Genomic DNA, 22,620 nt, shown 5'->3' on the forward strand with positions numbered 1-22,620 from the left:
GTTACCATCCTCTGTTGTATTCCTCATAACAAGGAATACAGATATATTCACCATTCTGCACTCTGGCTCTGGATTCTGCCATCATTTCACCGCATTTTGTACACTGGACTGAATTGAATATCCTTGCTTTTCCGGGAATTTTTGCATCAACAAATTTGACCTCAAACATCTCGTCAACAGGAGTGTTTCTCATTGTGACTGAAATGCCATCCATTCTTTCCCTGAACTCTTTTACCTCTTCATCAGTAGCAGTTCCTGACATGACCTTAGGACGAAGTTCACTGACCTTCGGGTCGATGTTGTCTATATTGAAACTTGCTTTAAGGGCTACCCTTACAGCTTTTTTGCTGTCACGGCAGATGAATGTGAATACCTGTTTTGCATGGTCCTTGTAAATGAGATTGCCTTTGCCTATTGTGCAGCCCGTAAGCACCTGAACTGCATCGACTCCACAAGCATCGTTTTCCACGATGGTGACAAGTTCCTCGTCAATGTCCCTTTCGGTTTCCAGTTTTTCAATACCTGCTTTTGCTGCGATGTAACCAATTGTAAGGCCAGGACAGACGTGTCCGTGGAACTTCGCAGCATCTTCAAATGGAGCAATTTCTCTAGTTGTGTTTTCGGTAGAACAATCTGATGACATGATAATCACGAATGGTAAAAGTAAGTAATACATATAATAGTTTTCGTGTTATTAGATTTTACTCGAATATAATAATAACATCGATAATTTGATATCAAATATTGTAAATCATATGATAACACAAATTATACGATACCCGTAATATTGTGAACTAAAAATCAATAAAAAAGATGAAAAGAATAAATGTGCAGACATCATTTTATCTGATATTAAGTAGAATCATTTTCCCTGTACATTTTAGCAAGCGGGTCTTTTCCCTGGGGAAACATTGCACTGAAAGGTTCGAATTTTCCAAGTTCTTCAACTGTGCAGAAATGCATGCCATCATCTGCACCCATCATCATTAAAGGACGGGCTTTGTCCACATTGCATAATCCAGTCTCATCATATACTTCATCTTCAACTTCCAGGTGGACAACTTTTCCCATAATAAGTATGTAGCTGGCTTCTTCATACAGTTTGAAAAGTTCACACTCCATCCATGCATAAGATCCTTTTATTCCGGGAGCACTGATCTTTTTTGATGGTTTTTCCTCAAGACCTGCAAATTCAAATTCATCCTGATCGGCAGGAATCGCTTTTGCAGTTGGTATAACCTTGTCTGCAAAATCTGCACCGGCAAGATTCACGACAAATTCTCCTGTTTCTCTGATATTGTCAAGCGTGTCTCTTCTTTTTGCCGTTGCGATGCATATAAGATCAAGAGGTCTTAGTACCGGCATTACGCAGCCATACGGAGCAATGTTTCTTACACCTTCCTTACTTACCGTAGATATGAAAGCAACAGGAAGAGGCATTACAGATTCTTTTTTGAATGGTTTTAATTCCATAGTTTTCACCATTTTATTTACAGATTTTAGTAATACCATAATACAATAAATAGCTATTAGTTGTTATTTTTATGTTTATTCGTAACATTGATATATGAAGAAATACTATTTAGAACCAGACAGGTCGAACACTATCACAACAATAACTAGAAGTTCTCCGAAATATATTCTGTATAGCATGTTAGTGGTTCACGCATAACTGCTGTGTTTGGCCTGTTAATATTGGCCAATTTATTTACCAAGACCTTCCACTTTAATTGGCCAATCCTCCTATTCTACGGAAAAAAGGCTTCAGATAATTGAATCTATAGGATTAGTAAAGATTGCGGATTTTACAGAAAATATACTACAGTGACGTATAAATAGCCGTAAAAATACATAGAGAATTGCAATTAAAAATAGTTCTTCCGTATAAGAGTAAATTAGCATTATAATATAATTACATCAATTTGTAGCATAGAAACTAAGATGTATAACTAAAATAAAGCACTATATATAGTATTGTTACTACTTCTTAATAAATTATTTCTTTAGAAATATAGATTCGTAGGTAGGTTTCCAGGTATTTTGCAGGTTGCAGAATTTATGAATACGGATACATCAAGGAGTTACCAAATGGTTGAAAAGACTAACATGATTAAAGTGGTAGGTAATGAAACAAGATTAAAAATACTGGATTCACTTTCTTCCAAAGATAAACACATCACAGAAATTGCAAATGAGCTTGGAATTTCATGTACAAGTATTTCCAAACACGTACGGGTGCTGGAAGAAGCGAAGCTTGTTGAAAGAAATATATTTGGTAAAAGTCATGTTCTTTCACTTCCAAATAAAGTGAATAAAAAAATAATTAATCAAGACTACTCATCAGATTTGGAATTGTACATTCTGGATAATTATTATTTGGTTTGATAAAACCAACTACTATTTTTCACCACCAATTCAGAGTCATTCACACTCCGGCAAAAATGCCATTCAAAATGCCATTATTACTTAAAAAGCTAATAGCTATGAGGTAAAATCCACTCTATAAATACAACTTTTTTCAGATGCTCCGTGTTAATTTTGGTATGAGATTTTTCAATTTAATATTACATCATCCATGAAAAATACCTTGTTAACCGGTGATTGAACATGAATGGAAAAACAGATGAAAAAACTATCATCTCATCTATGGAAAACAGCCAGGTTGAAGTAAAAAATGATAGCTGGCTTTCAAAAGAATTATTATGGCAAACATCTGGTGGAGAAAGGGTTTTCCTTCATGAGAAGTCGATTGTCGTGGAACTGCCATCTGGTAGAAATACGCTCACTACATCCTGGTTAAATGGAGGATACCGGAACGATATTCGCTACATATATAATCATCAGGTTCTGCATGAATCTGATGTTGACCATGAAGTTTCCTCTCTAGAAGGAGGAGGAATTTCAGCTTATGCTGCGCTGGTTTCAAAAAAGCTGGGACTTGATCCACTATATTCTACCGGTCTTATGACGGCAGCTAATATGAAAAACGTGGCAATAGTAACCCACAATTTCAGAGATCTTGAAGTTACAGCAATCATCACCGGTGGAATTGAAGTCAATGGGGGACGTGCAGGGGATCCTGCAACATATTACCAGGAAAACGGACAGTTCACCATGATTCCCGGGACAATTAACACCATTTTGCTCATCGGTGCCAATGTTCCGCATTATGCCATGGTGAACGCGGTAGTTACAGCTAGTGAAGCTAAAGCCGTTGCAGTAAATGAACTTATGGCTCCCAGCCAGTATTCTCAGGGAATCGCCACCGGGTCAGGAACAGATATGATAGCTGTGGTTTCTGATAATACCAGCCATCTGTATCTTGACGACTCCGGAAAACATTCCAAACTCGGGGAGCTCATAGGAAAATGTGTGAAAGAAGCTACCAAAAAAGCCCTTGCACAGCAATCTGACCTTACATCACAGACCCAATGCAATATGTTAGTGCGGCTTGAAAGGTTTGGAATTGATGAAAAAAAATACTGGGAAGAAGCTTCCTCCATGGAAGGGGAAAACAGGAAAACGCAATTTATCGAAGAGCTCAGGATTATTGCAAAAAATCCTGCACTTGTGAGTCTAACAACATCCCTGCTCCATATTGTTGATGAAATATCATGGGAATTGCTTCCTGAGAAAGCCGGCAAAAAAGCTGCACTTTCACTTATAAAAAGTATTCCTGAAATTTTACCTTGCGATAAACAACCACCATTTTACAAACTCCTCAACGAAAAAGACAGTATACTCAACAACTGGGTACGTATTACTGCCTGGGTCTGTAAAAATGGAAAATGTTATGCAGAAGAAAATCACAGCGAGAGCAACAATTAAAATAAATTACCCAGTATGAACCGGAGAGAATTCAATGAATAGAAATTATGTTTTTGTTTTGCTTATACTTTTGATCTGTAGTCCCTTATCAGGATGCATAGGAGACAGCAGTCAGGAAACAAATAATCCTGTCAATGAAGACTACAATTCTTCAAAAGATTATTTTCCTGACAAGATAGACATAGAATATGCACAGGGATTCACAGTTGAATATCATAATAATTACAAACTTGTAACTGTGATGGACTCTGTTACAAACAATGAATATTCATACATACTTGTGCAAAAGGGAACTCCTGTTCCTGAGCATGATGAAGATTCCGTTGTAATTGAAATACCTGTAGAAAGTGTTGCTACTCTTTCCACAACACATTTGCCAGCTCTTGAGATTATCGGAGAGACTGACAAACTCAAAGCTGTCAGCTCTTTTACATATATAAATTCGGTTCCTGTAAGGCAAATGATTGAAGAGGGAACTATAGAAGAAGTAGGAACCGGCAGCTACATGAATACCGAAGCAATGGTCAGGATAAATCCGGATCTTGTTTTTACTCTCACTACAGGTGTCCCTTACGATGACAAACATATAGACAATCTGATTGATATCGGGATAAAACCCGTAGTTGTTGATGAATACAAAGAAGAATCCGCACTTGCCGGAGCAGAATGGATCAAGTTCATATCCCTGTTTTTCAATGCGGAAGATAAAGCTAATGAATATTTTGATCAGGTTGCAAATGACTATAATGAACTTGCAGAAATGGCAAAATCTGTAGAAAACAGACCGGTTGTAATGAGTGGAATGGCATGGGAAGGTACATGGTACGTACCTGGTGGGAACAGCCTGATAGCCCAGTACATCGATGATGCCGGAGCTAGCTATTTCTGGAATGACAATAATGACACAGGTACTGTAACCCTTGATTTTGAAGCAGTATTTGACATGGGTAAAGATGCTGATTACTGGGTTTCTTCAGGAACCTGGAACAACTTAGAGGAGCTTGAAGCTGAAGATTCTCTTTACATAGAATTTAATTCAGTAAACAATGGAACTGTCTATTCCAGTTACTACAAGGTCAACGAAAACGGAGGGAACGACTATTATGAATCCGGAGTTGTGAGACCTGATCTGGTACTGGCTGATTTTGTAAAAATGTTCCATCCCGAATTAGTTCCTGACCATGAAATGGTTTATCATAAGAGGATAGAATGAAAAAAACTGAAAAACAAGATTTGAATAAAAAAATGCAATTAAAGAATCATTCACAGAGAACAGCACTGCTCCTGGGATTCTTTCTTATTGCATTGTTTTTTTTCTTTGTGTTAGACCTTGTATTCGGATCAGTGAACATCCCACTTGGAGAAACACTTTCAGTAATACTCGGGAATACTCCGGTAGATGATTCATCAAAGATAATAATAATGGATCTGAGACTTCCAAGGGCATTAGCGGCTGTTTTTGGTGGTGCTGCACTGGCAGTTGCAGGTCTTCTGATGCAGACATTATTCAGGAATCCCCTTGCAGGACCATTTATTCTTGGAATCAGTTCAGGTGCAAGCCTTGGAGTTGCCATAGTAATTCTTCTATTTGGAGGAGTTTCTGCAGCAACACTCCCACAAATGCTTCGAAGCCTTGGTTTTCTGGGTAGTGCCACAGTTGCCATGGCAGCATTTCTTGGATCTTCAGCGGTGCTTATGATAGTACTTTTCGTATCGCGGAAAATCCAGAGCAATGTCACAATTCTCATTTTAGGACTGATGTTCGGTTACATCACAAACGCCCTGGTTACAATCCTTATACACTTCAGTGACCCTGAAAAAGTAAAAGCATTTTCAGAATGGACTTTTGGTACTTTTGATATCAGATGGACGGAAATAAGCATACTTGCCCCCGTGATTATAATCGCCCTGATATTTGCATTTTTACTTACAAAGCCCCTGAATGCTTTGCTGCTGGGCGAAGAATATGCTACCAGTATGGGAATGAACTTCAGCAAAACACGGAGCTACCTGATAATTATCACAGCCCTTCTTGCAGGTGTTGTAACTGCTTTCTGCGGACCAATCACTTTCCTTGGCGTGGCTGTTCCACATCTTTGCAGAGGAATTTTTGTCACTGCCGATCACAGGATACTGGTACCGGGATGCACATTAATCGGAGGAGGACTTGCATTATTTGCAGATATGATAGCACATCTTCCGGGAAGTAGTCTTACTTTGCCGTTAAGTTCAGTTACATCAATGCTTGGAGCACCTGTTATCATATGGGTCATACTTTACGGTAACAAACTTGGAAGAGGTGTTTCCGTTTGAAAGATGCACCTCTTATATCAACATCAGGCCTTTCAATAGGTTACAAACACAGGAACAAGGAATCCACAATAGTCTCCAGTAATCTTAATTTGGATTTGATGCCTGGAGAACTTGTCTGTCTTATTGGTCCAAATGGTGCCGGTAAATCAACTTTAATAAGAACACTTATTGGAATGCAACCCGGTATTTCAGGTGACGTACATCTTGCAGGAAAATTACTGAGTGATTACAGTGCCATAGAAAAAGCCAGGGTTTTAAGTGTGGTATTGACATCACAGGTATCAATTTCACATTTCAGGGCTTTTGATGTTGCATCTTTAGGCCGTTATCCGCATACAGGATGGTCAGGCACTTTATCAGAAAAGGACAGGGAAATAGTATCCTATTCATTAGCAGCAGTTGGTGCCAGTGAACTTTCCTCACGTTACATGTCAGAACTAAGTGACGGAGAAAAACAGAAAGTGATGATCGCACGTGGACTGGCCCAGGACCCTTCAGTACTTATTCTTGATGAACCAACTGCATTCCTTGATATGCCACACAAAATAGAGATAATGAGAATTCTTAAATCACTTTCACGTCATCCGGGCAGAGCTGTTCTGCTTTCGATTCATGATCTTGATATTGCCATGCGAACAGCCGATAAAATATGGCTTTTTAATAAAAATGGAGATTTTTATTCAGGTGCTCCTGAAGATCTTATTTTAAAAGGTGTTTTCGGATCGGCTTTTGAAATGGGAGGAGTACATTTTGATAATAAAAAAGGGACATTTGTTATTTCTCCTGAACAAAAAGGAAATGTCACCCTCATAGGGGAAGACAATAATGACAATAACGAATTTATCTGGACATCTCATGCACTTGAACGTGCAGGATACAGTATTTGCAGTGATGGTAACTGTGATATTACTATTGAGATTCAGAATAACAATGGAGATACCTGCTGGAGATATTTGAACCATACAGCAGAACATGATTTCTTTTCCATTGCAGATATGATACAGTTCCTGTGCAGGACACACGAAAAAGATAGCAATGAAAAGCAGATAACTGATAATTTCTCCACCAGGCTTTCAGGAGGAATCAGTCTCCAGTGATCCAGATTGCAATCTACGGAAAAGGTGGTATCGGCAAATCCACCATCTCAGCAAATCTTTCGGCTGCCCTTGGAAACAGGGGAAAACGTGTACTACAGGTAGGGTGTGATCCTAAACATGATTCCACCAGACTTCTTCTGGATGGAGAATCAATACCTACTGTACTGGATTATATCCGCGATACTTATCCAGAACATCGAAAACTTGATGACATACTTTTCAGAGGATATGCAGACATAGCCTGTGTAGAAGCCGGAGGTCCGGAACCCGGGGTTGGATGTGCAGGCAGGGGAATCCTGAGCACTTTTGAAATCCTTGAAAAACTGGGAATTGAAGAAATACCTTTTGATATCAAGCTCTATGATGTCCTGGGGGATGTTGTATGTGGAGGATTTGCAGTTCCTATAAGAAAAGAATATGCTGATGCCATATACATTGTAAGCTCAGGAGAATACATGGCACTGTATGCTGCCAACAATATTCTTCGCGGAATCAGTAATTTTGATGATAATTCACCCCGGGTTGCAGGAATTATCCATAATAGCAGGGGACTGGAGCATGAAAATGAAAAAGTAAGAGCCTTTGCCGATGCCGTTGGATTACCAGTGGTTACTTCGATTCCCAGGGATGAATTGTTTGCTGAAGCTGAAAAAGAAGGATGCACAGTTATACAGGGATATCCTATGTCTGTACCTTCATTCTTATTTAAGCAACTTGCAGATCATGTTGAAAAGGTATCTAATGAGGACATCAGTCTTTTCAAAGCAAATCCGCTTAGCAATGAAGAAATGGAAAAGATAGTTCTTGGGAGAGTTCATAGTTTTAAACAGAATAAAAACAATTTAGCTGCAAGTCAAAAACCACTGCACTTTGAAATACCTGAGAAAAAACAAAAATCCCTGGTAAATAAGAAAAACCATTTTTTAACAAAGAATGTAAAAAACAAAAAACCACTTCAGGGATGTTCATTTGCGGGTGCTGTCACTGTAACTTCCAGAATAACCGATGCACTGACAATAGTTCATGGTCCCGGAAGCTGTGCACATATTGCATCCCATTTTCTCAATAACTCGCTGCTTAACGCCAGTTCAAGATATGGAATTGTTCCCTCAGAAAGTGAGGGAAAAAATCTTGTTTCTACTGAGATGGGTGAAAAATCCTTCATCTTTGGAGGAGTTGACAAGCTTGCTATGTGCATTGAAGAAGCCTGTATGAAAGGATGGAATACCATTTTCGTTGTCACTACATGTCCTTCGGGACTTATAGGGGATGATGTCGAACAGGCAGCATTAAGAGTGAAACAAAAATTCCCTGAAACAGATATACTCCCAATAGAAGTAGATGGTAATCTTGCAGGTGATTTTTCACAGGGAATTGTTGAAGCATATAAAATAATTAGCAATATGATAGACCCGGTCATTAAAGAAAACGAAGATAAATCCCTAGTTAATATTGTAGGGGAAAAAACACTGTCAGGAAATCTAAATTCAAATTATGGAATTATTAAAGAACTTCTTGGAAGTATAGGAGTTGAAGTCAATTGCCGTTTTGTGTCAACTACAACTGTTGACGAAATCAGGAAATTCAAAAGGGCTTCATTGAATATTCTGGCACATAACGACGATTCTGGCACTGTTTTAAAGAGATTATTGGAATCAAATGCAGGTGTCGAATTCTTTGGTCTTCCGTTTCCCATAGGTTTTAATGAAACTGCTGAGTGGCTGGATCTACTTGCAGATCGCTTTGATACTGAAATAAGATCAGAAGAATTAATTGCCTGCCATAAGAATTTATATTTTTCCGAAATCGAAAGCCTGCGTCTTATTCTGAAAGGAAAGAGAGTGATAATAAGTTCTTTTTCCTTGAATCTTGACTGGATAATTGATACAATCATAGATCTTGGAATGGAACTGGTAAAAGTAGGCCTGATTGCATCATCATATGATGATTTCAGAAGCAAATATATTGGGATATTGCCATTGGAATATGATTATACTACCGAAAAAAGGCAAAAGGATATAGAAGCACTTAACCCTGATCTTGTATTATCAAATTATCCACCTATGATGACAAAAAATGGAGTTCATCACGATGCCATACCTATTTCTCCTGATGTAGGTTTTTATAGCGGACTTGTAATGGCCAGACGATGGGGAACACTCATGAGACTTCCGGTTCTAGAAGGATGGAAACTGGATGGAGTTGACGTGTCATGACACTAACAGCAGATGCATTTACCGGTTCACTGCTGGCAGTGGAAGGTATTAAAGATGCAGCAGTTGTATTAAACGGCCCAACAGGTTGTAAGTTCTACCATTCACATATTTCCGATTGCCAATACCCAAGAGCTTCCTCTTTTGACCCGCTTGGCTATACAGAAGAATTCTATTTCGGCCAGCCACGGGTACCATGCACCTATCTTGAGGGTGATGATTACGTTGCCGGCTCAACTGAAAAACTACGGAGAATTCTCCCTGCTATTGCAGCAAAAAGTGATGATCTGCTTGTGATCTTAAATTCACCGGGAGCTTCTTTGATAGGAGATGACCTTAAAAAGTTCATTGATTCTGCCGGCCTGTCAAACCGTTGTATAGCTATTGAGAATGCTGGATATTCATCACCTGTCTGTGAAGGATTTGAGCAAACTGTAATAGAGATCCTCAAATGGATGAATCCTGAAAAGAATTTGAATAATTCAAATCCGGTAAAGGTGAATCTTGTTGGAATCTCACTTTACAATAGTAACTGGGACAGCACAGTATATGAATTAAGAAGAATTCTTTCGTTTTTGAATATTGAGATCGAAGCTGTCATTTGTGCCGGAACAAGTTTTGAGGAACTAAAGAAATCCACATCTTCTGTATGTAACATTGTAGTTTTTCCGGAATATGGACTTAAAATTGCAAAATGGTATGAAGAAAAACTTGGCATCCCATATGTTTTATCCCCGGCAGGTGCTCCAGTTGGATATGATGCAACTGAAATATGGATTGAGAAAATTGCATCGTTTATGGAGCTGGATTCATCTCATGCTATCGAAATTTTAAGAAATGAACGGAAAAAGCATTATCATAAAATCTCACGTTTTCATTCTCTTACAGGCCTTCCAAAAGGTGCAACGTTTACCATCAATGGGGATAGTTCAGTTGTTTTGCCTTTAACAAAATGGCTGTATGAATATCTGGGAATGGCACCGGTTGGTGTAAAGATATTACCGGGATCTAAACCTGAGATTGAAAGTCAGATTATTGATTTTCTTGAAAAAACAGGATTTTCAGAGTCCTGGAACAAGTTTTGTGACGATGAACCGGTTGATATCGTAATTTCCGACGGGCACACAATCAGGATGATACAGGAAAAAAGCCTGTGTAAAAAAGGTATCGAGATTGCTATGCCATCATCAGGATACTTGAATTTCCTGCCAAGAACATATGTTGGAATTAATGGCGCCTTGTTGTTACTGGAAGAAATATTCAATGGCTTAAGGAGGAGACCATTATAAATTTGTATGTTAACACCCTTAATAATTACAAAGCATTTTATTATTTCTTCTGGCGAAGTCGAAGTAAGTCATGGTTTTCTTTAGATAAAAATGCAAGAAAAAATGTGTGATTACATCTGCTAACTTGAATGTTCTTGCATTTAGAAAACAGAAATATTTGATATAGCAATTACAATCGTTTTCAGATTGTAACTGCTATCTTTTTTTAGATTAATTGGTTAAATCACTTTCATGCTATTAGCTTTCAAACCATAAATGAATCAAATACTGTAGTCTTTCAGTAGTTATTGTTTCATTTGTATTCTCAAATGACTGGTAATTCAGCCAGTAATGTATAGCTTGCTGAAGTTCATTTGTACTTATAAGCAGATGCCTGAAAGAAAATTCGTTGGCTGGGTTTAAATTGTGGAAGGTGTAGATGAAGAAAAAAGGGGTTGCCAGCCAACCGGCCAAATAACGTGTTGACAGAAAAATATTGGTTGCAATGAAGGATGGTCAACTACATTATTTGGCTCCTGCGACTTAATTGGTAATTGTAATATTTAAGCGTATGATTTGCGATAATATCTGTTAGCTTAAACTATAATGATTTAAGTTTTTTACTTTACTCTGTGATTTCAAACTTGATTTAGTTTCATTCTGGCTGACAGCCACTTAATTTTTATCCAAAACATGCCAAATCATTGTTTGTTTTTAAGCTAATAAATAAAAACAATACGAAACATATATATCATCATAAATAATCATTCATATTATGTCCTATGAAAATGTCAAAATCCTCAATGCACTTGAAAATGAAACACGTTTGAAAATGTTTAAACATATAAATAAAGAGGATATGCACATCTCAAAAGTGGCAAGAATATTAGAGATTTCTATTCCTGTGGCATCTAAACATGCCAGTATACTTGAAGATGCAAATCTTATCGAAAGAAAAATTTTTGGAAAAACACATGTCCTTTCCAGCAAAAATAAAAAATTATTCAAATTTGCAGAGGAATCAAAAGAAGTAATAACTAAGGATTATCAAAAAATATTCAATACAGTAGAGTCACTTCGAAGAATTGCATCAAATGACTGAGTTTCATAATTGCAACTTGATGAAAATGTTTAAAAAACTTTTAATATGTATTATTTTCACGATCTTCTGCATTTACTCTGTAGCAAATGTCAGCGCTGTAGGAGTCGGTGTTAGTCCTGCAAACATGAGCTTTGATGCACATGTAGGAATAACGGAGTATCAATCTCTTTTTGTAATAAACGACGGACAAAGCATATCAGATTACAGGGTATATGTTGATGACCAATACGTAGACTGGTTTTCTATATCACCCAACAACTTCACACTCCAGCCTGGAGAACATAAAGAAGTGATCATTGGACTTAAACCACCTGTTTCAGCAAACGGAAACTATGATATGAAAGCCTATGTCATAGCTTCAGCACCCTCTTCTGACTTTGAAGTCGGCAGTGGAATAAAGATACCGGTAAAAATAAATGTCTCAAATAAAGGCTTATTCTACGCTTCAGGAGCCATATTAGTACTGGCTGTCGGAATGATACTTACCGGAACCAGATGGAATAGAAAAAGAAAACAGAATCGGGTTAATTTGAATACTGCTGAGATTAGAATTGCTGATACAGCGGTTGTATCCTCTGCTGTTGATGAAGTTACTAATTGTGATTTGGGCTTGGGTTCTGGATTGGAAGACGAGATTGATTAACAAACAGGCGTATTGTAGAAATCCTTTTGAATACCTTTTACATCTACAATTCGTAATTCCACAAGTTCCAAATAATGAATAAACTATCATTTAGAAGGGCAGTGATGAAGGAACATGCCTCTTTTAGCGGGTCGTTTGTTGTTCTTTGTTTACTCTGATTTAAGAGAACTAATAGAAACGCAAGGTTTTGCAAAACCTGGCATTTAGCCTCCTTAAAATAATAACTACAATCCTTTTATCAAGGAATCGTAATCATAACATCAGAACTACTCATCCTAACGCTCATATTATAAAATGATGCTCTGACAAGACCATCGTCCAGCATTTCAACGTCACCCTGAGTTGAAAGGTAACTGTACCAGGCACTTGGATACTCAGAGTATATTGTAAGATTTGTTACTTCTACAAATGGGTAAGTTTTTTCTTCATGGTCTTCAACCTGAAGGTTTACGGTGGAAATGCCATTTCCGCCCATGCTGTCGGCAACTCCAACCACATTGAATGTCTGGATATTCAGAAGCTTTGTATCTTTATCCACTGTGATGAAAGGTCTGGATCTTACCAGTGATTCATTGCTTGTGGATTGCTGCAATATTACAGCTCCGTTTTCAAAAATGAAATCCTGATCTATCCAGAAGTTATTTGATGAACTGTATTTAAAAGACCCTGTTGTAAAATTCATAATTTTATTTGAAGTATATTTTATCTCAGAATATTCATATGGAGGTAATTTTTCGTATTCTATCAGGAACGAGCCGTCAAGCATGGTGAGAGTAAATGGCTTATCAGCATCCTCTAACATGTCAGAAAAACCATATATCGGACCCATGATATCGAATGTGAAATTCTCATCAGTAGCTACTACAGGAGTTGAAACTTTACCATAGAAGAACTGTTTGCCATTAAGTTCCGTGTCAATAAGCATTGTACTGTCATCAGTCCATTCAGCCTCAAGCGTGTTGTTACCATCTATTATAACTTCATAAGTACCTGGATAACCTCCATCCCCTACAAGGAAAAAAGATGAAACAGATGTCACATTATTCAAAGGATAAAATGAATCAAAGCGGTTCTCAGGTTCTGCTACATTAATCATTGAAATATTTAACCAGCTACTGTTTGGATCAACTGTCAATGTTCCACTTGAAGAAACAGAGGGACCATATGGCATTTCCTTGCCTCCTAAGGGAATCTGGACCTTTTCATTTGAACTTCCTGAAGCAGCAAGTGACGCTATTTTTACAAAACTGTCTCTCACTTCCTGCATATGCTGGATGTCATTTTCAGAGCCCAGTGAAGGTACATAGTAAGCATTGATGGCAGAAATGAACGTTGTTAGGACTGCAAGAATCAAAATTGCAGCTATTACCGTTGAAACTGCATCGCTTGATGAAACCAGTTTTCTGATCATACTCTTCTGACCTCACCTATAGCTATTATTGCCTTCTGATGAATTACCGTGACTTTTACGTCACTCATATTGATACTTGAAGCAGTACTTGAACTAAGATATATTGTATCCGGGAATTTCCAGAAGCTTTCATTGCTAAGCTCAGTTAACCTGTAACCTTTTTTATCAAAAATGTTGGAAGCATTACTGATCTCAATCCGCACATCATTGGTCCTGATAGGATCTCCTCCAACATGTATAATATCTATTACACCGATGTCAGTCTGGTTAAAACTCATTTCAACTTCAAGGTGAGGTGGACGTTCGTCCGGCAGAAGAGCATATATACCAATCGAAAGGACTGCTGCCAGGGTCACTACCATTGCAAGTTTGAGTACTTCACCAATCATTTCCGAAGCCATTTTTCCACCTAGTAATTCATAAGCATTGTAAAGCAGGCAAAGGTAATTGCAAGGAATATGACAGAATGCTTAAGACCTGAAAAGAGATTACCATGAGCCATTTCACCAAGTATCAGACCTGAAAAGAAACCTAATATACCACATGTATTGAACATAGTCGAGGTAATCTGATCGACATTAAGCATATTATCGCCGCCAAGCCCTGACATTGAAGGTATGAACTGTGTTGAGAATGAATAACAGACATACATAAACGTTCCAAAAGCAATGTAAACGGTTGCGAGGTAAATGAAACCCGTATGGAACCTGTCATCCCTGAGTTTAAGCATGTTCTCGGTATCTTCTGCAGCTATTAGAAGCACGTCTCTGGTATCATCACTTACCTCGGTAGCCTTTACAAGAAGAGTTACTGCCCTTCTAAGAGCCGGAGTTCCAATCCTGTTCTCAAAACGTGAAAGGGCATCCTTCATCTCACCGCCCCATTCCATATCCAGCCAGACCCTTTTTACTTCACCTGACAATAATCCCACATCAGATTTCAAAAGGAGACTTATTGCATGGTTTATGGGGATGCCCATCTCATTTACTTCAGCAAGACGCCTGAGAAAATCCGGGACAGCTTTGTCAAGTTTTGATAGGTTTCTCATCTTATATTCATGGGCAAGTGATACCGGGAGCAAAGCAATGATTATAGACAGGACTATCTGCTTGTTCAGGTCATCAGATGTCATCAAAAATGGCAGTGTCATTAACGGAACGCTCAGAATAAAAGCATAGACAGGTTTTTCAAGTATCGGTGCCAGAGGGTTCTTTAATTTACCAATTATTTTTCTTTTCAGTTTTTTATTATTGTATTTCTTAAGGTTTGATTCGTAATTCTCTTCATCTATTTCTTCTTCATCCATTAGCTGTGACTTTCGCTGTGTCTCCCTGTTTACATAATGAATTCCAAGTTCTTCTTTTGGAGAAATAGAATCAATAAGCACGATAAGCGCAATAGAACCCAACGGCAGACCAAGGTATAATGCCTGGAACAAATATGAGGTCTGGCTGAGATTGAGCAGACCAATGGTCACGAGCGTAATAAGTAAAAAGATCGGAACTGCAACAAAGGCAACCACATATACTTCAGAGATAATCTCCAGTGTTTTTATAAACATTTCCTGGGTTTTTTTCGCATGCAGGAAATATTGTTCGGTTTTAACAGCAAAATACTGATGTATATCACTTCCACCCTGTATCATTGGGACGAGGTTTTCAAGAAAATCATGAAATGTCTTGGAAGGAGTGTATTTTGCAGTATTTTTAACGGCTTTTACAAGGTCATGACCCAGAAGCTCCACATCCCTCACTATATAAAGAGCCTCGGTTGCAATTTCACCATATATATGTGGATTCTCCGCCAGTTCCTTGATAGTTTCATAAATTGGGGTTCCACCTTTTGTCATACCATAACAAAAAGATGAAGCATGAGGCAACAGTACATCTATTTTGGTTGCACGTGAATAAGCAATGAAACGCGGATACTGGAGATAAGACCAGTAAACAAGATAAGCAGAGATAATTGGGAGAACAGCATATGTAATACTTGAAAATATTACTCCATGATATGTTTTTAGCAAACCGAATATTGGAATATCCACCAGATACTGCATTAGAAACAGAGATACAAGTACAGTTGTATAGGTCTGGAAGGCATATAATGCTCCCTGCTCAACATATGTGGAGTAATGTATATCCATTCTTGCCGATCTGAGACTGGTTATAAGATAATCATACTTGTCAGAACGCTTTTTTGCGTATCTCCTGACAAAACTAAAGTTTATCAGTGAATTATACATGTTAGGAAACTCCATGTCATAACTCACCTGAATTCAACAATCTGATTACCTTTTCAGGATCCTTGTTGTAAGAATTAATCAAACGAATAAACTGGTAATAATCTCTGATGTCTTTTTCAAGCATCAGATCAAGAAACATGGTTCTTCGTTTAATTTCTTCATTAACTCTTGATTCAGACCAGCCTAATTTGTGCCCTATATCATGAAGAACTTTTGAACTTTTAAATTCAAAAGAGTCCTTAACCGGATCCCACAAAAAAGTATCTTTCAGTTTGATGCCATTTGTTACACCAATTACTTCTGATACATGTGAAGCTTTTCTTTTTTCGATACCATTCTCGTATATGTTGGATTGCATGGAAATAATGTCCAGTGCACTGAACATTGCAGGTGGTACATTAATGGGAGGATTTGTAAATCTGTTAATAACTTCCTGTGGTGCACCTGCGTGGAATGTAGAACATGTTGCATGGCCTGCATTCATTGCCTGGAAAAGGGTTTGTGATTCACGACCCCTGACTTCTCCTACCAGCAAATATTCGGGTCTTTGCCTCAGTGATGCACGCAAAAGGTCTTCCAGATCTATAGTACCCATTTTGTTTACTGCTAATCCATCTCTTGTTATCGTAGATATCCAGTTCTTGTGAGGGAGATTAATCTCAGGAGTATCTTCAAGAGTAACTATCCTGATACTCATAGGGATAAAAAGGCAGATAGCATTTAGCGATGAAGTCTTCCCGGTAGCAGTACCACCACAAAAAAGGATACTTTTTCCGTGTTCCATGCAGAACCAGAAATAAGCCATCATTTCCGATGAGAATGTATTCCAGGAGATCAGATCAAGAGGCGTTAGTGGCACTTTTTTTTGCCTGCGGATGCTGAAGGAACTTCCTCTGGGGCTTATATCGTGGCCATATGTGATATTAATACGAGACCCATCACGCATTATGGTATCCAGTATAGGTGTGGATCTCGAAAGATGCCTGGAACTTTGCTGTGCTATCAGTGTAACAAAATGATCAAGATCTTCATCATTTGAAAAGACAACATTGGTTTTGATATTCCCATATGCTTTATGGTAAACGAATATCGGGATGTTGACTCCATTACACCATACATCCTCAATCTTGCTGTCTTTCATAATTCCGCTTATGGAACCAAAGTCGATAAAATCACGTTTCAGGTAATAATAGATTTTCTCAAATGTCCTTGCCTGAAGATCAAAATATTCTGTCAGTGTACGCTTTGTGTTTTCTCTCAGAAGTTGATAGCGATCAATTGAAGTGAGATCTGACTCGCCTTCAATGTTTGAAATTGTCATCTGGTCTCCCATGACATTATTGAATTCTTCAAGCAATGTTTTTTCGAATTTGTTCAGTTTTGGTTCAACCAGATGATAATAAATTGCATTCTTCTGTTTATCCTTCAATATACAGACAAGACAATATGGCTCATCTACCCAGTAACGTTCCAGTTCTTCCATGTGAGAAGGAGCTGTAAAAGAGACAAGGTCATCTATTATTTCAGACATATCAAAAAGCAAATCATCATTTCCCCTGGAGAAATGAGCGGTAATTCCTTTCAGGATGGCAGGTTTCTCCGGCATGTTGGCCGATGCGATAATTTGCATTACTGAACTGTTAAATTTATTGATGATTGCCTTCATATCCAGAACCCCGTTTTTTTGTTTTTAGTCCAGTTAGCTGATTTAATTTATTGAATTTGAAGCAGGATTAATTGCTGTTTCAAATTATTTGATCTGCTGCAATACCAGGATATCCGACATTGCAGCACATATGCAAAAATCAATTGCAATAGTTACATAGTCAGGACTGAAACTGCAATTTAGTAGAAAATATGTGTGACAGGTTCTATAAAAAAAAGAGCTTTTGGATTAGAAATAGTACCTTTTTAGCTAACAAACCTGTGAAATTAATCGAGCTTATTTTTGCTATGACCAGAAAATATTGTATTAGAAAAAGTTCATTATATGCCGAGAGAATGATGTGTAAACATTTGTTCCCGAATTATCCACAATTTCACCTTGAATAATTGTTACAGGAATTCTGATACCTGCGCCCATACCCAATTTGCTGTTATCAGAACAAGCCGCGATGCTAATTTTAAGAGAAATGTTACCTGATGCAAGTTCTGGTGGAATACAAATTACAGTAACTTCTTTTGTCATACTCGGTGAAAGGTCAAAAGATGATGGAAAAATTCCTACCAAGTCAGAGTATTCATCAGCTGTGTAAACAGAATAAGTAGAAAACTCATTACCATTATTAATGATGGTAATGTTTTTCTGGAAAATCCCTTCTTTCAAATCAAACTCAAGGCTGTACGGGGATGCTCCCACCGATACAGCTGATGTGGTCTGCACCAAAAGAAGAACAGAAAAAATAGTTAGTATTGATTTAAAGGCTAGTTTTTTAGTGCTATAATGAATCACATATAATAATATATAATATAATAATATATAATTTTTGGAGCAGCAAATGATTTCAGGATTTAGATTTCAAAATGCAGAAAAATAGAATGGAACCTTAAGGCTCCATTACAATATTAGTGGAAAATACAGTATTTTCAGTGTTCACATCAATTATTGCAATCTCAAACGTCTCACCGACATAAATCCATTGCTGACCCAGTACCGGAACCTTCTCACCATCTGAATTTGTATCGAAATCAAACTTGTATGTCGCAGTTTGACCTGGTTGTAAGGCTATTTTATCCATTCCATCTCCTCTATTCTCCTGCTCTGCCGGATAGAATGTAAGATTTTCGTTTGAAAGATAGCCGGTCATTTTTGGAATACCATGAGAAATCATAATCTTGATGTCTTCCTTATAGATAACATCTCCACCCATATGCTTTATGGTAATAATTCCATCTGATTCCGAACATGCTACGTCAAAAACAGCACTAGTAGGGTCATCTTTTGTCTGAACACTACCCGCAAAACTACTGACGGCAGCAGCAAGGATCACTGTCACAACAATCATCAACATGACACCAATTACAGGACTAACTGCGCTGTCATTATCAATTGATTTTCTGTTTGCTTTCATCCAGTCACCACCACATCTTTCGTGAAAATAACCTTGTTAGTTGGCATATGAACAATCTTTATAGTTACAACATCACCTGCATGGATAGTTCTGGTATCGGGATCAATATGATATGAATCCATAGGATCCCCTTCACACCAGTCTGCAAACATTGCCTGCATAGCAGTCTTCCAACTATCTCCTTGAGATGAATAAGAAATATATCTTCCAAGATCTTCATCCCAATAGTAGTCAGATATGTAATTAGAATATTCGTCCGCAACCATAGTCATTCCTGGTTCCAGTATATATTCTCCAAAAAATTGGCCTTCTGTGGGAAAATTACCTAGATTCCAGTATGGAGACGTTCCAGTGTTACTATTTCCACTATTACTACTAAAAGCCATTGAAACAGTGTTATTTGAATTTGGTAAAACTTCCATTGTTTTAATATCTCCACGAGCATTCGGATTTATTGTTATAATCTTCAGATCAGAAGTTGGTATCTTATCACCTGTGATCTCCGTAATTGCAATATAACTCATATTAGCACTATTATTGTAAGGTATATCCACACGCATCTCTACATCAAATGAAGCAGAAGGTACAGCCTCTGAGCCTTTCAACATGCCAGTACTGTAGGAACTGACGGCGGCTGCAAGGATAACGGTGACAACAACCATTAGCATCACACCAATTACAGGTGATGCTGCCGACAAATTATTTATAAATTTATTTGACATTTTCATTGTTTCACCTCAGGGTAGCAGTGTGATTTTAGTAGAATAGATAGTCTGACCTGAATTTAAGTCTATGATAGTTATCCTGAAGGGCTCACCTAGTTCCACTTTCTGGAATATTTCCTCTCCATCGAAAGTTACGAAATCATTAGATGAGGAATGTGTAAAATTGACCTTTGCTTCATCCCCGGGATTTAAAAAATTGCTATTCGAAATAAATGTAACATTATCAGAATCAATAAATCCTGATGTTGAAGGATATCCTGACTCTATTTCTACCCGTATATTCCTCCTGTCAATTGTATCGCCACCCATATGCTCAAGATGAACAAAACCATCCTGAATAGATGCTTCGGCCATCAATGTAACCTGAGGTGCCATTTCCTGAGATTTCATACTGTTAGAATATGAACTCACAGCAGCAGCAAGTATGATCGTAACAACAATCATCAGCATCACGCCAATAACAGGAGATACTGCATTTCTATCAGAAAAAAATCTATGATCTTTATTCAATCAGACCACCTCTACATCAGACTCAAAAATTACTTTCCCACTTGGAATATCCACAAGGCTAACCGTAATAAAATCACCAGAACTGATATTTTCCCAACCAGATATTACTGCTTCTATACCAGTGTCATAGCTGGATACATCATTTTCATTGCAATCAGCAATCATCACTACACCGGGTCTGAGAATGTAATTCCCAAAATTAACCTCCTCGTCCTGTCCAAAATCTCCAATTGCAGGGTTGCTCCAGTAAGGAGAAACACTAGTAATACTCGGAGTATTACCATTAACTACATCCGTATTTCCCACATTCGGATAAACTTCATTCAAATAGAAATCATTGTTACCACCAGTGTATGAGGTTATTATCTTGAGATCTTTTGTATCAATGGAATCTCCAGTTATCTCTTTGATTTTCATAAAAGAAATATTTTCACCTCCTATATCCACCCCTTTTTTTATCTGTACTTCAAATGTAGCAGAGGGAGCTGTTTTTGTGCCACTCACAAGCCCACCGCTGTATGAACTTACTGCAGCAGCAAGGATAACAGTGACCACCACCATGAGCATTACACCAATTACAGGCGAGGCAGCGAGATTATTATCTAAAAATGTTTTTCGTTGTTTCATATGTATCATATGTAACTCCACCTTACAATATCATGAAAAATTGAAGAATATTCGTTTTTACAAAAATAGGTCATTATTAGATGTATATAAACCACATAATTATGATTAGATATGTTAGCTTTTATGAAAAAATAGGTATGAATTAGTTAAAATAAAGAAGAGGGAAAAATCCCCCATAGTGAAAACTATTTTCAGCTTATTTCAGCCCAGAAAACAAGCTTTCCTTCCATTGAACCTATGCCAATAAAATCATCAGGTACATTCAGGGATGCCTGTACAGTTTCTGTGGTTTCAGATTCAACAACGTTTGAATACCCGTCCCATGTACCGGAATTTAGCATAAGACCATCAACATATAAATCCTTTGCAACATCTGTCACCTGAGCTGTAACAGTGGCATCGGTTGCGCCTTTATTTTTAATGTGCAAAGTGTGCTCATCACTAACCTCACCAGCTGAAAGTGTACCGAAATTCATTGTACCCGGAGTAACCTCTATAGATATTGAAGGGATTATAGTTGCACTTAGCGAAACTGATGTGGCTTCATAAGAATTGTAAGAGTCATCATCTTCTTCATCACTAACAGTGATGTAAGCTACTTCAGTTAGTGCATCACTATTGCTATCATCGTCATAAACTATCAATTTTACAGTGTAAGAACCATTTTCTGTATAAGTATGAACAGGATCTTGCTCAGTAGAATCAATAACGTTATCTCCGTCAAAATCCCATTGCCACGCACTTACATTTCCTGAAGATTGATCTGTAAACTGCACCGATAGCGGTGCTTGCCCTGAAGTTATATTTACAGTAAAATCTGCTTTCAGTGAAGTCCCACTGCTTCCACCACCGCTTTTAATAGTAATATAATCAGTCTTTGTTTCCACATCACTGTCACTATTACTGGATGATATCAATTTTACAGTATAAGTACCAGCACTCTGGTAGGTGTAAACTGGATTCTGTTCTGTTGAATCAATTGAATTATCACCATCAAAATCCCATTGCCACGATGTAGCATTCGTTGATTTGTCAGTAAACTTTACTGTCAAAGGCACTTTTCCTGATGTAATATTTGCAGTAAAATCCGCTATTACTTCGGGAGTACTGGTTTCTGAACTTACAGTCACCTGTGTATCACCGAGCACTGTAATGTAATTATAAGCTTCTGGAGCAACATATCCTGAAATAGTGTAAACACCATCATCCGTATCATCAGGAACCATTACTGAATACTCAACTGTTTTTGATTCACCTGATTGCAACATACTTACCCATGCCCATTCAGTTGTATTCACATTAAAAAGACTACCATCGTTATCTAATGATCCAATTGTCCAGCCATCTGGCAGCGTCTCACGGAGAAGAGGACCGATGACATCAGCATTCATTTTTAGAGTCACACTCACATTGAATGTCTCCCCAGGAGTAACATTCATATTAGATATTTCTCGCACTGCAGTTATATCACCTGCCGCATAAGCAGGAGTTGAAAGTGACATTACGAGACACAGAAATGTTGGAAAAATAATATAAATATGTACTTTTTCTTTAACCATCATACTATCTC

The 22,620-nt window shown here is 37.8% G+C and carries 21 protein-coding genes; 9 read left to right on the top strand and 12 right to left on the bottom strand.

The annotated features are described in order from the left end of the window. Position 1: 1 nt before the first annotated feature. Entirely contained in the window at positions 2–643 is a 642-nt protein-coding gene (locus METTI_RS01590; RefSeq protein ID WP_048135014.1) for an FmdE family protein, read from the bottom strand. Positions 644–852: 209 nt separating this feature from the next. Then, a complete protein-coding gene (locus METTI_RS01595; protein ID WP_048135016.1) occupies positions 853–1,473 on the bottom strand; it encodes a flavin reductase family protein in 621 nt (206 codons plus the stop codon). A 615-nt stretch (positions 1,474–2,088) separates the two neighbouring features. On the opposite strand from METTI_RS01595, the gene METTI_RS01600 reads away from it, so the two are divergent. The 9 genes from METTI_RS01600 (at position 2,089) to METTI_RS14915 (ending at position 12,464) form a co-directional block, all read left to right on the top strand. Then, a complete protein-coding gene (locus METTI_RS01600; protein ID WP_023844062.1) occupies positions 2,089–2,385 on the top strand; it encodes an ArsR/SmtB family transcription factor in 297 nt (98 codons plus the stop codon). A 222-nt stretch (positions 2,386–2,607) separates the two neighbouring features. Continuing rightward, positions 2,608–3,828, top strand: coding sequence for an adenosylcobinamide amidohydrolase (locus METTI_RS01605; RefSeq protein WP_023844063.1), 1,221 nt, complete (start codon positions 2,608–2,610; stop codon positions 3,826–3,828). Positions 3,829–3,862: 34 nt separating this feature from the next. After that, the gene (locus METTI_RS01610; RefSeq protein WP_023844064.1) at positions 3,863–5,041 is read left to right on the top strand and encodes an ABC transporter substrate-binding protein; all 1,179 of its coding nucleotides are present in this window, start codon (positions 3,863–3,865) and stop codon (positions 5,039–5,041) included. Then, positions 5,038–6,141, top strand: a complete 1,104-nt coding sequence (locus METTI_RS01615) for an iron ABC transporter permease (RefSeq protein ID WP_023844065.1) — start codon at positions 5,038–5,040, stop codon at positions 6,139–6,141. The genes METTI_RS01610 and METTI_RS01615 overlap by 4 nt, the downstream gene beginning before the upstream one ends. Continuing rightward, positions 6,138–7,238 carry an ABC transporter ATP-binding protein gene (locus METTI_RS01620; protein ID WP_023844066.1) on the top strand — a complete coding sequence of 367 codons (1,101 nt, stop codon included), beginning with the start codon at positions 6,138–6,140 and terminating at the stop codon, positions 7,236–7,238. The genes METTI_RS01615 and METTI_RS01620 overlap by 4 nt, the downstream gene beginning before the upstream one ends. Next, complete coding sequence (locus METTI_RS01625; RefSeq protein ID WP_023844067.1) at positions 7,235–9,454, top strand: nitrogenase component 1; 2,220 nt, start codon at positions 7,235–7,237, stop codon at positions 9,452–9,454. The genes METTI_RS01620 and METTI_RS01625 overlap by 4 nt, the downstream gene beginning before the upstream one ends. Further along, on the top strand, positions 9,451–10,740 hold the full coding sequence (locus METTI_RS01630; RefSeq protein ID WP_023844068.1) for a nitrogenase component 1: 1,290 nt from the start codon (positions 9,451–9,453) through the stop codon (positions 10,738–10,740). The genes METTI_RS01625 and METTI_RS01630 overlap by 4 nt, the downstream gene beginning before the upstream one ends. Positions 10,741–11,494: 754 nt before the next feature. Beyond that, entirely contained in the window at positions 11,495–11,821 is a 327-nt protein-coding gene (locus METTI_RS01635; protein WP_023844069.1) for an ArsR/SmtB family transcription factor, read from the top strand. Between the two features lie 25 nt (positions 11,822–11,846). Then, entirely contained in the window at positions 11,847–12,464 is a 618-nt protein-coding gene (locus METTI_RS14915; RefSeq protein WP_023844070.1) for a hypothetical protein, read from the top strand. Between the two features lie 238 nt (positions 12,465–12,702). Here the strand turns inward: METTI_RS14915 and METTI_RS01645 are convergent, their stop codons facing one another. The 10 genes from METTI_RS01645 to METTI_RS01690 form a co-directional block, all read right to left on the bottom strand. Beyond that, complete coding sequence (locus METTI_RS01645) at positions 12,703–13,875, bottom strand: DUF7289 family protein (RefSeq protein WP_023844071.1); 1,173 nt, start codon at positions 13,873–13,875, stop codon at positions 12,703–12,705. Continuing rightward, positions 13,872–14,276, bottom strand: coding sequence for a type IV pilin N-terminal domain-containing protein (locus METTI_RS01650; RefSeq protein WP_023844072.1), 405 nt, complete (start codon positions 14,274–14,276; stop codon positions 13,872–13,874). Before METTI_RS01650 ends, METTI_RS01645 begins: the two co-directional genes overlap by 4 nt. Before the next feature lie 8 nt (positions 14,277–14,284). Further along, the gene (locus METTI_RS01655) at positions 14,285–16,132 is read right to left on the bottom strand and encodes a type II secretion system F family protein (RefSeq protein ID WP_048135017.1); all 1,848 of its coding nucleotides are present in this window, start codon (positions 16,130–16,132) and stop codon (positions 14,285–14,287) included. 1 nt (position 16,133) lies between these two features. Then, positions 16,134–17,783: a type II/IV secretion system ATPase subunit gene (locus tag METTI_RS01660; protein ID WP_023844074.1), complete on the bottom strand. Its 1,650-nt coding sequence runs from the start codon at positions 17,781–17,783 to the stop codon at positions 16,134–16,136. A gap of 306 nt (positions 17,784–18,089) precedes the next feature. After that, entirely contained in the window at positions 18,090–18,500 is a 411-nt protein-coding gene (locus tag METTI_RS01665) for a hypothetical protein (protein ID WP_156916230.1), read from the bottom strand. Positions 18,501–18,663: 163 nt separating this feature from the next. Beyond that, positions 18,664–19,188 carry a type IV pilin gene (locus METTI_RS14920; RefSeq protein WP_023844076.1) on the bottom strand — a complete coding sequence of 175 codons (525 nt, stop codon included), beginning with the start codon at positions 19,186–19,188 and terminating at the stop codon, positions 18,664–18,666. Beyond that, positions 19,185–19,910 (bottom strand): type IV pilin N-terminal domain-containing protein, encoded by a 726-nt coding sequence (locus tag METTI_RS14925; RefSeq protein WP_169729090.1) that lies wholly within the window; start codon positions 19,908–19,910, stop codon positions 19,185–19,187. The genes METTI_RS14920 and METTI_RS14925 overlap by 4 nt, the downstream gene beginning before the upstream one ends. Before the next feature lie 15 nt (positions 19,911–19,925). Then, positions 19,926–20,423, bottom strand: coding sequence for a type IV pilin (locus tag METTI_RS14930; RefSeq protein WP_023844078.1), 498 nt, complete (start codon positions 20,421–20,423; stop codon positions 19,926–19,928). Next, complete coding sequence (locus METTI_RS01685) at positions 20,424–21,059, bottom strand: type IV pilin N-terminal domain-containing protein (protein WP_023844079.1); 636 nt, start codon at positions 21,057–21,059, stop codon at positions 20,424–20,426. It abuts the gene before it with no gap. 182 nt (positions 21,060–21,241) lie between these two features. Continuing rightward, positions 21,242–22,612, bottom strand: a complete 1,371-nt coding sequence (locus METTI_RS01690) for a PKD domain-containing protein (protein ID WP_048135023.1) — start codon at positions 22,610–22,612, stop codon at positions 21,242–21,244. Positions 22,613–22,620 lie beyond the last annotated feature (8 nt).

It is taken from the genome of Methanolobus tindarius DSM 2278, from assembly GCF_000504205.1.
Classification (GTDB): domain Archaea; phylum Halobacteriota; class Methanosarcinia; order Methanosarcinales; family Methanosarcinaceae; genus Methanolobus; species Methanolobus tindarius.

Bases quoted from the DNA above. Each gene is read 5' to 3' on its own strand.
- METTI_RS01600 (WP_023844062.1), top strand. From the start codon at position 2,089: ATGGTTGAAAAGACTAACATGATTAAAGTGGTAGGTAATGAAACAAGA.
- METTI_RS01660 (WP_023844074.1), bottom strand. From the start codon at position 17,783: ATGAAGGCAATCATCAATAAATTTAACAGTTCAGTAATGCAAATTATC.
- METTI_RS01635 (WP_023844069.1), top strand. From the start codon at position 11,495: ATGTCCTATGAAAATGTCAAAATCCTCAATGCACTTGAAAATGAAACA.
- METTI_RS01590 (WP_048135014.1), bottom strand. From the start codon at position 643: ATGTCATCAGATTGTTCTACCGAAAACACAACTAGAGAAATTGCTCCA.
- METTI_RS01605 (WP_023844063.1), top strand. From the start codon at position 2,608: ATGAATGGAAAAACAGATGAAAAAACTATCATCTCATCTATGGAAAAC.
- METTI_RS14925 (WP_169729090.1), bottom strand. From the start codon at position 19,910: ATGTCAAATAAATTTATAAATAATTTGTCGGCAGCATCACCTGTAATT.
- METTI_RS01650 (WP_023844072.1), bottom strand. From the start codon at position 14,276: ATGGCTTCGGAAATGATTGGTGAAGTACTCAAACTTGCAATGGTAGTG.
- METTI_RS01615 (WP_023844065.1), top strand. From the start codon at position 5,038: ATGAAAAAAACTGAAAAACAAGATTTGAATAAAAAAATGCAATTAAAG.
- METTI_RS01645 (WP_023844071.1), bottom strand. From the start codon at position 13,875: ATGATCAGAAAACTGGTTTCATCAAGCGATGCAGTTTCAACGGTAATA.
- METTI_RS01655 (WP_048135017.1), bottom strand. From the start codon at position 16,132: ATGGAGTTTCCTAACATGTATAATTCACTGATAAACTTTAGTTTTGTC.
- METTI_RS01595 (WP_048135016.1), bottom strand. From the start codon at position 1,473: ATGGAATTAAAACCATTCAAAAAAGAATCTGTAATGCCTCTTCCTGTT.
- METTI_RS01690 (WP_048135023.1), bottom strand. From the start codon at position 22,612: ATGATGGTTAAAGAAAAAGTACATATTTATATTATTTTTCCAACATTT.
- METTI_RS01630 (WP_023844068.1), top strand. From the start codon at position 9,451: ATGACACTAACAGCAGATGCATTTACCGGTTCACTGCTGGCAGTGGAA.
- METTI_RS01685 (WP_023844079.1), bottom strand. From the start codon at position 21,059: ATGATACATATGAAACAACGAAAAACATTTTTAGATAATAATCTCGCT.
- METTI_RS14920 (WP_023844076.1), bottom strand. From the start codon at position 19,188: ATGAAAGCAAACAGAAAATCAATTGATAATGACAGCGCAGTTAGTCCT.
- METTI_RS14915 (WP_023844070.1), top strand. From the start codon at position 11,847: ATGTTTAAAAAACTTTTAATATGTATTATTTTCACGATCTTCTGCATT.
- METTI_RS01610 (WP_023844064.1), top strand. From the start codon at position 3,863: ATGAATAGAAATTATGTTTTTGTTTTGCTTATACTTTTGATCTGTAGT.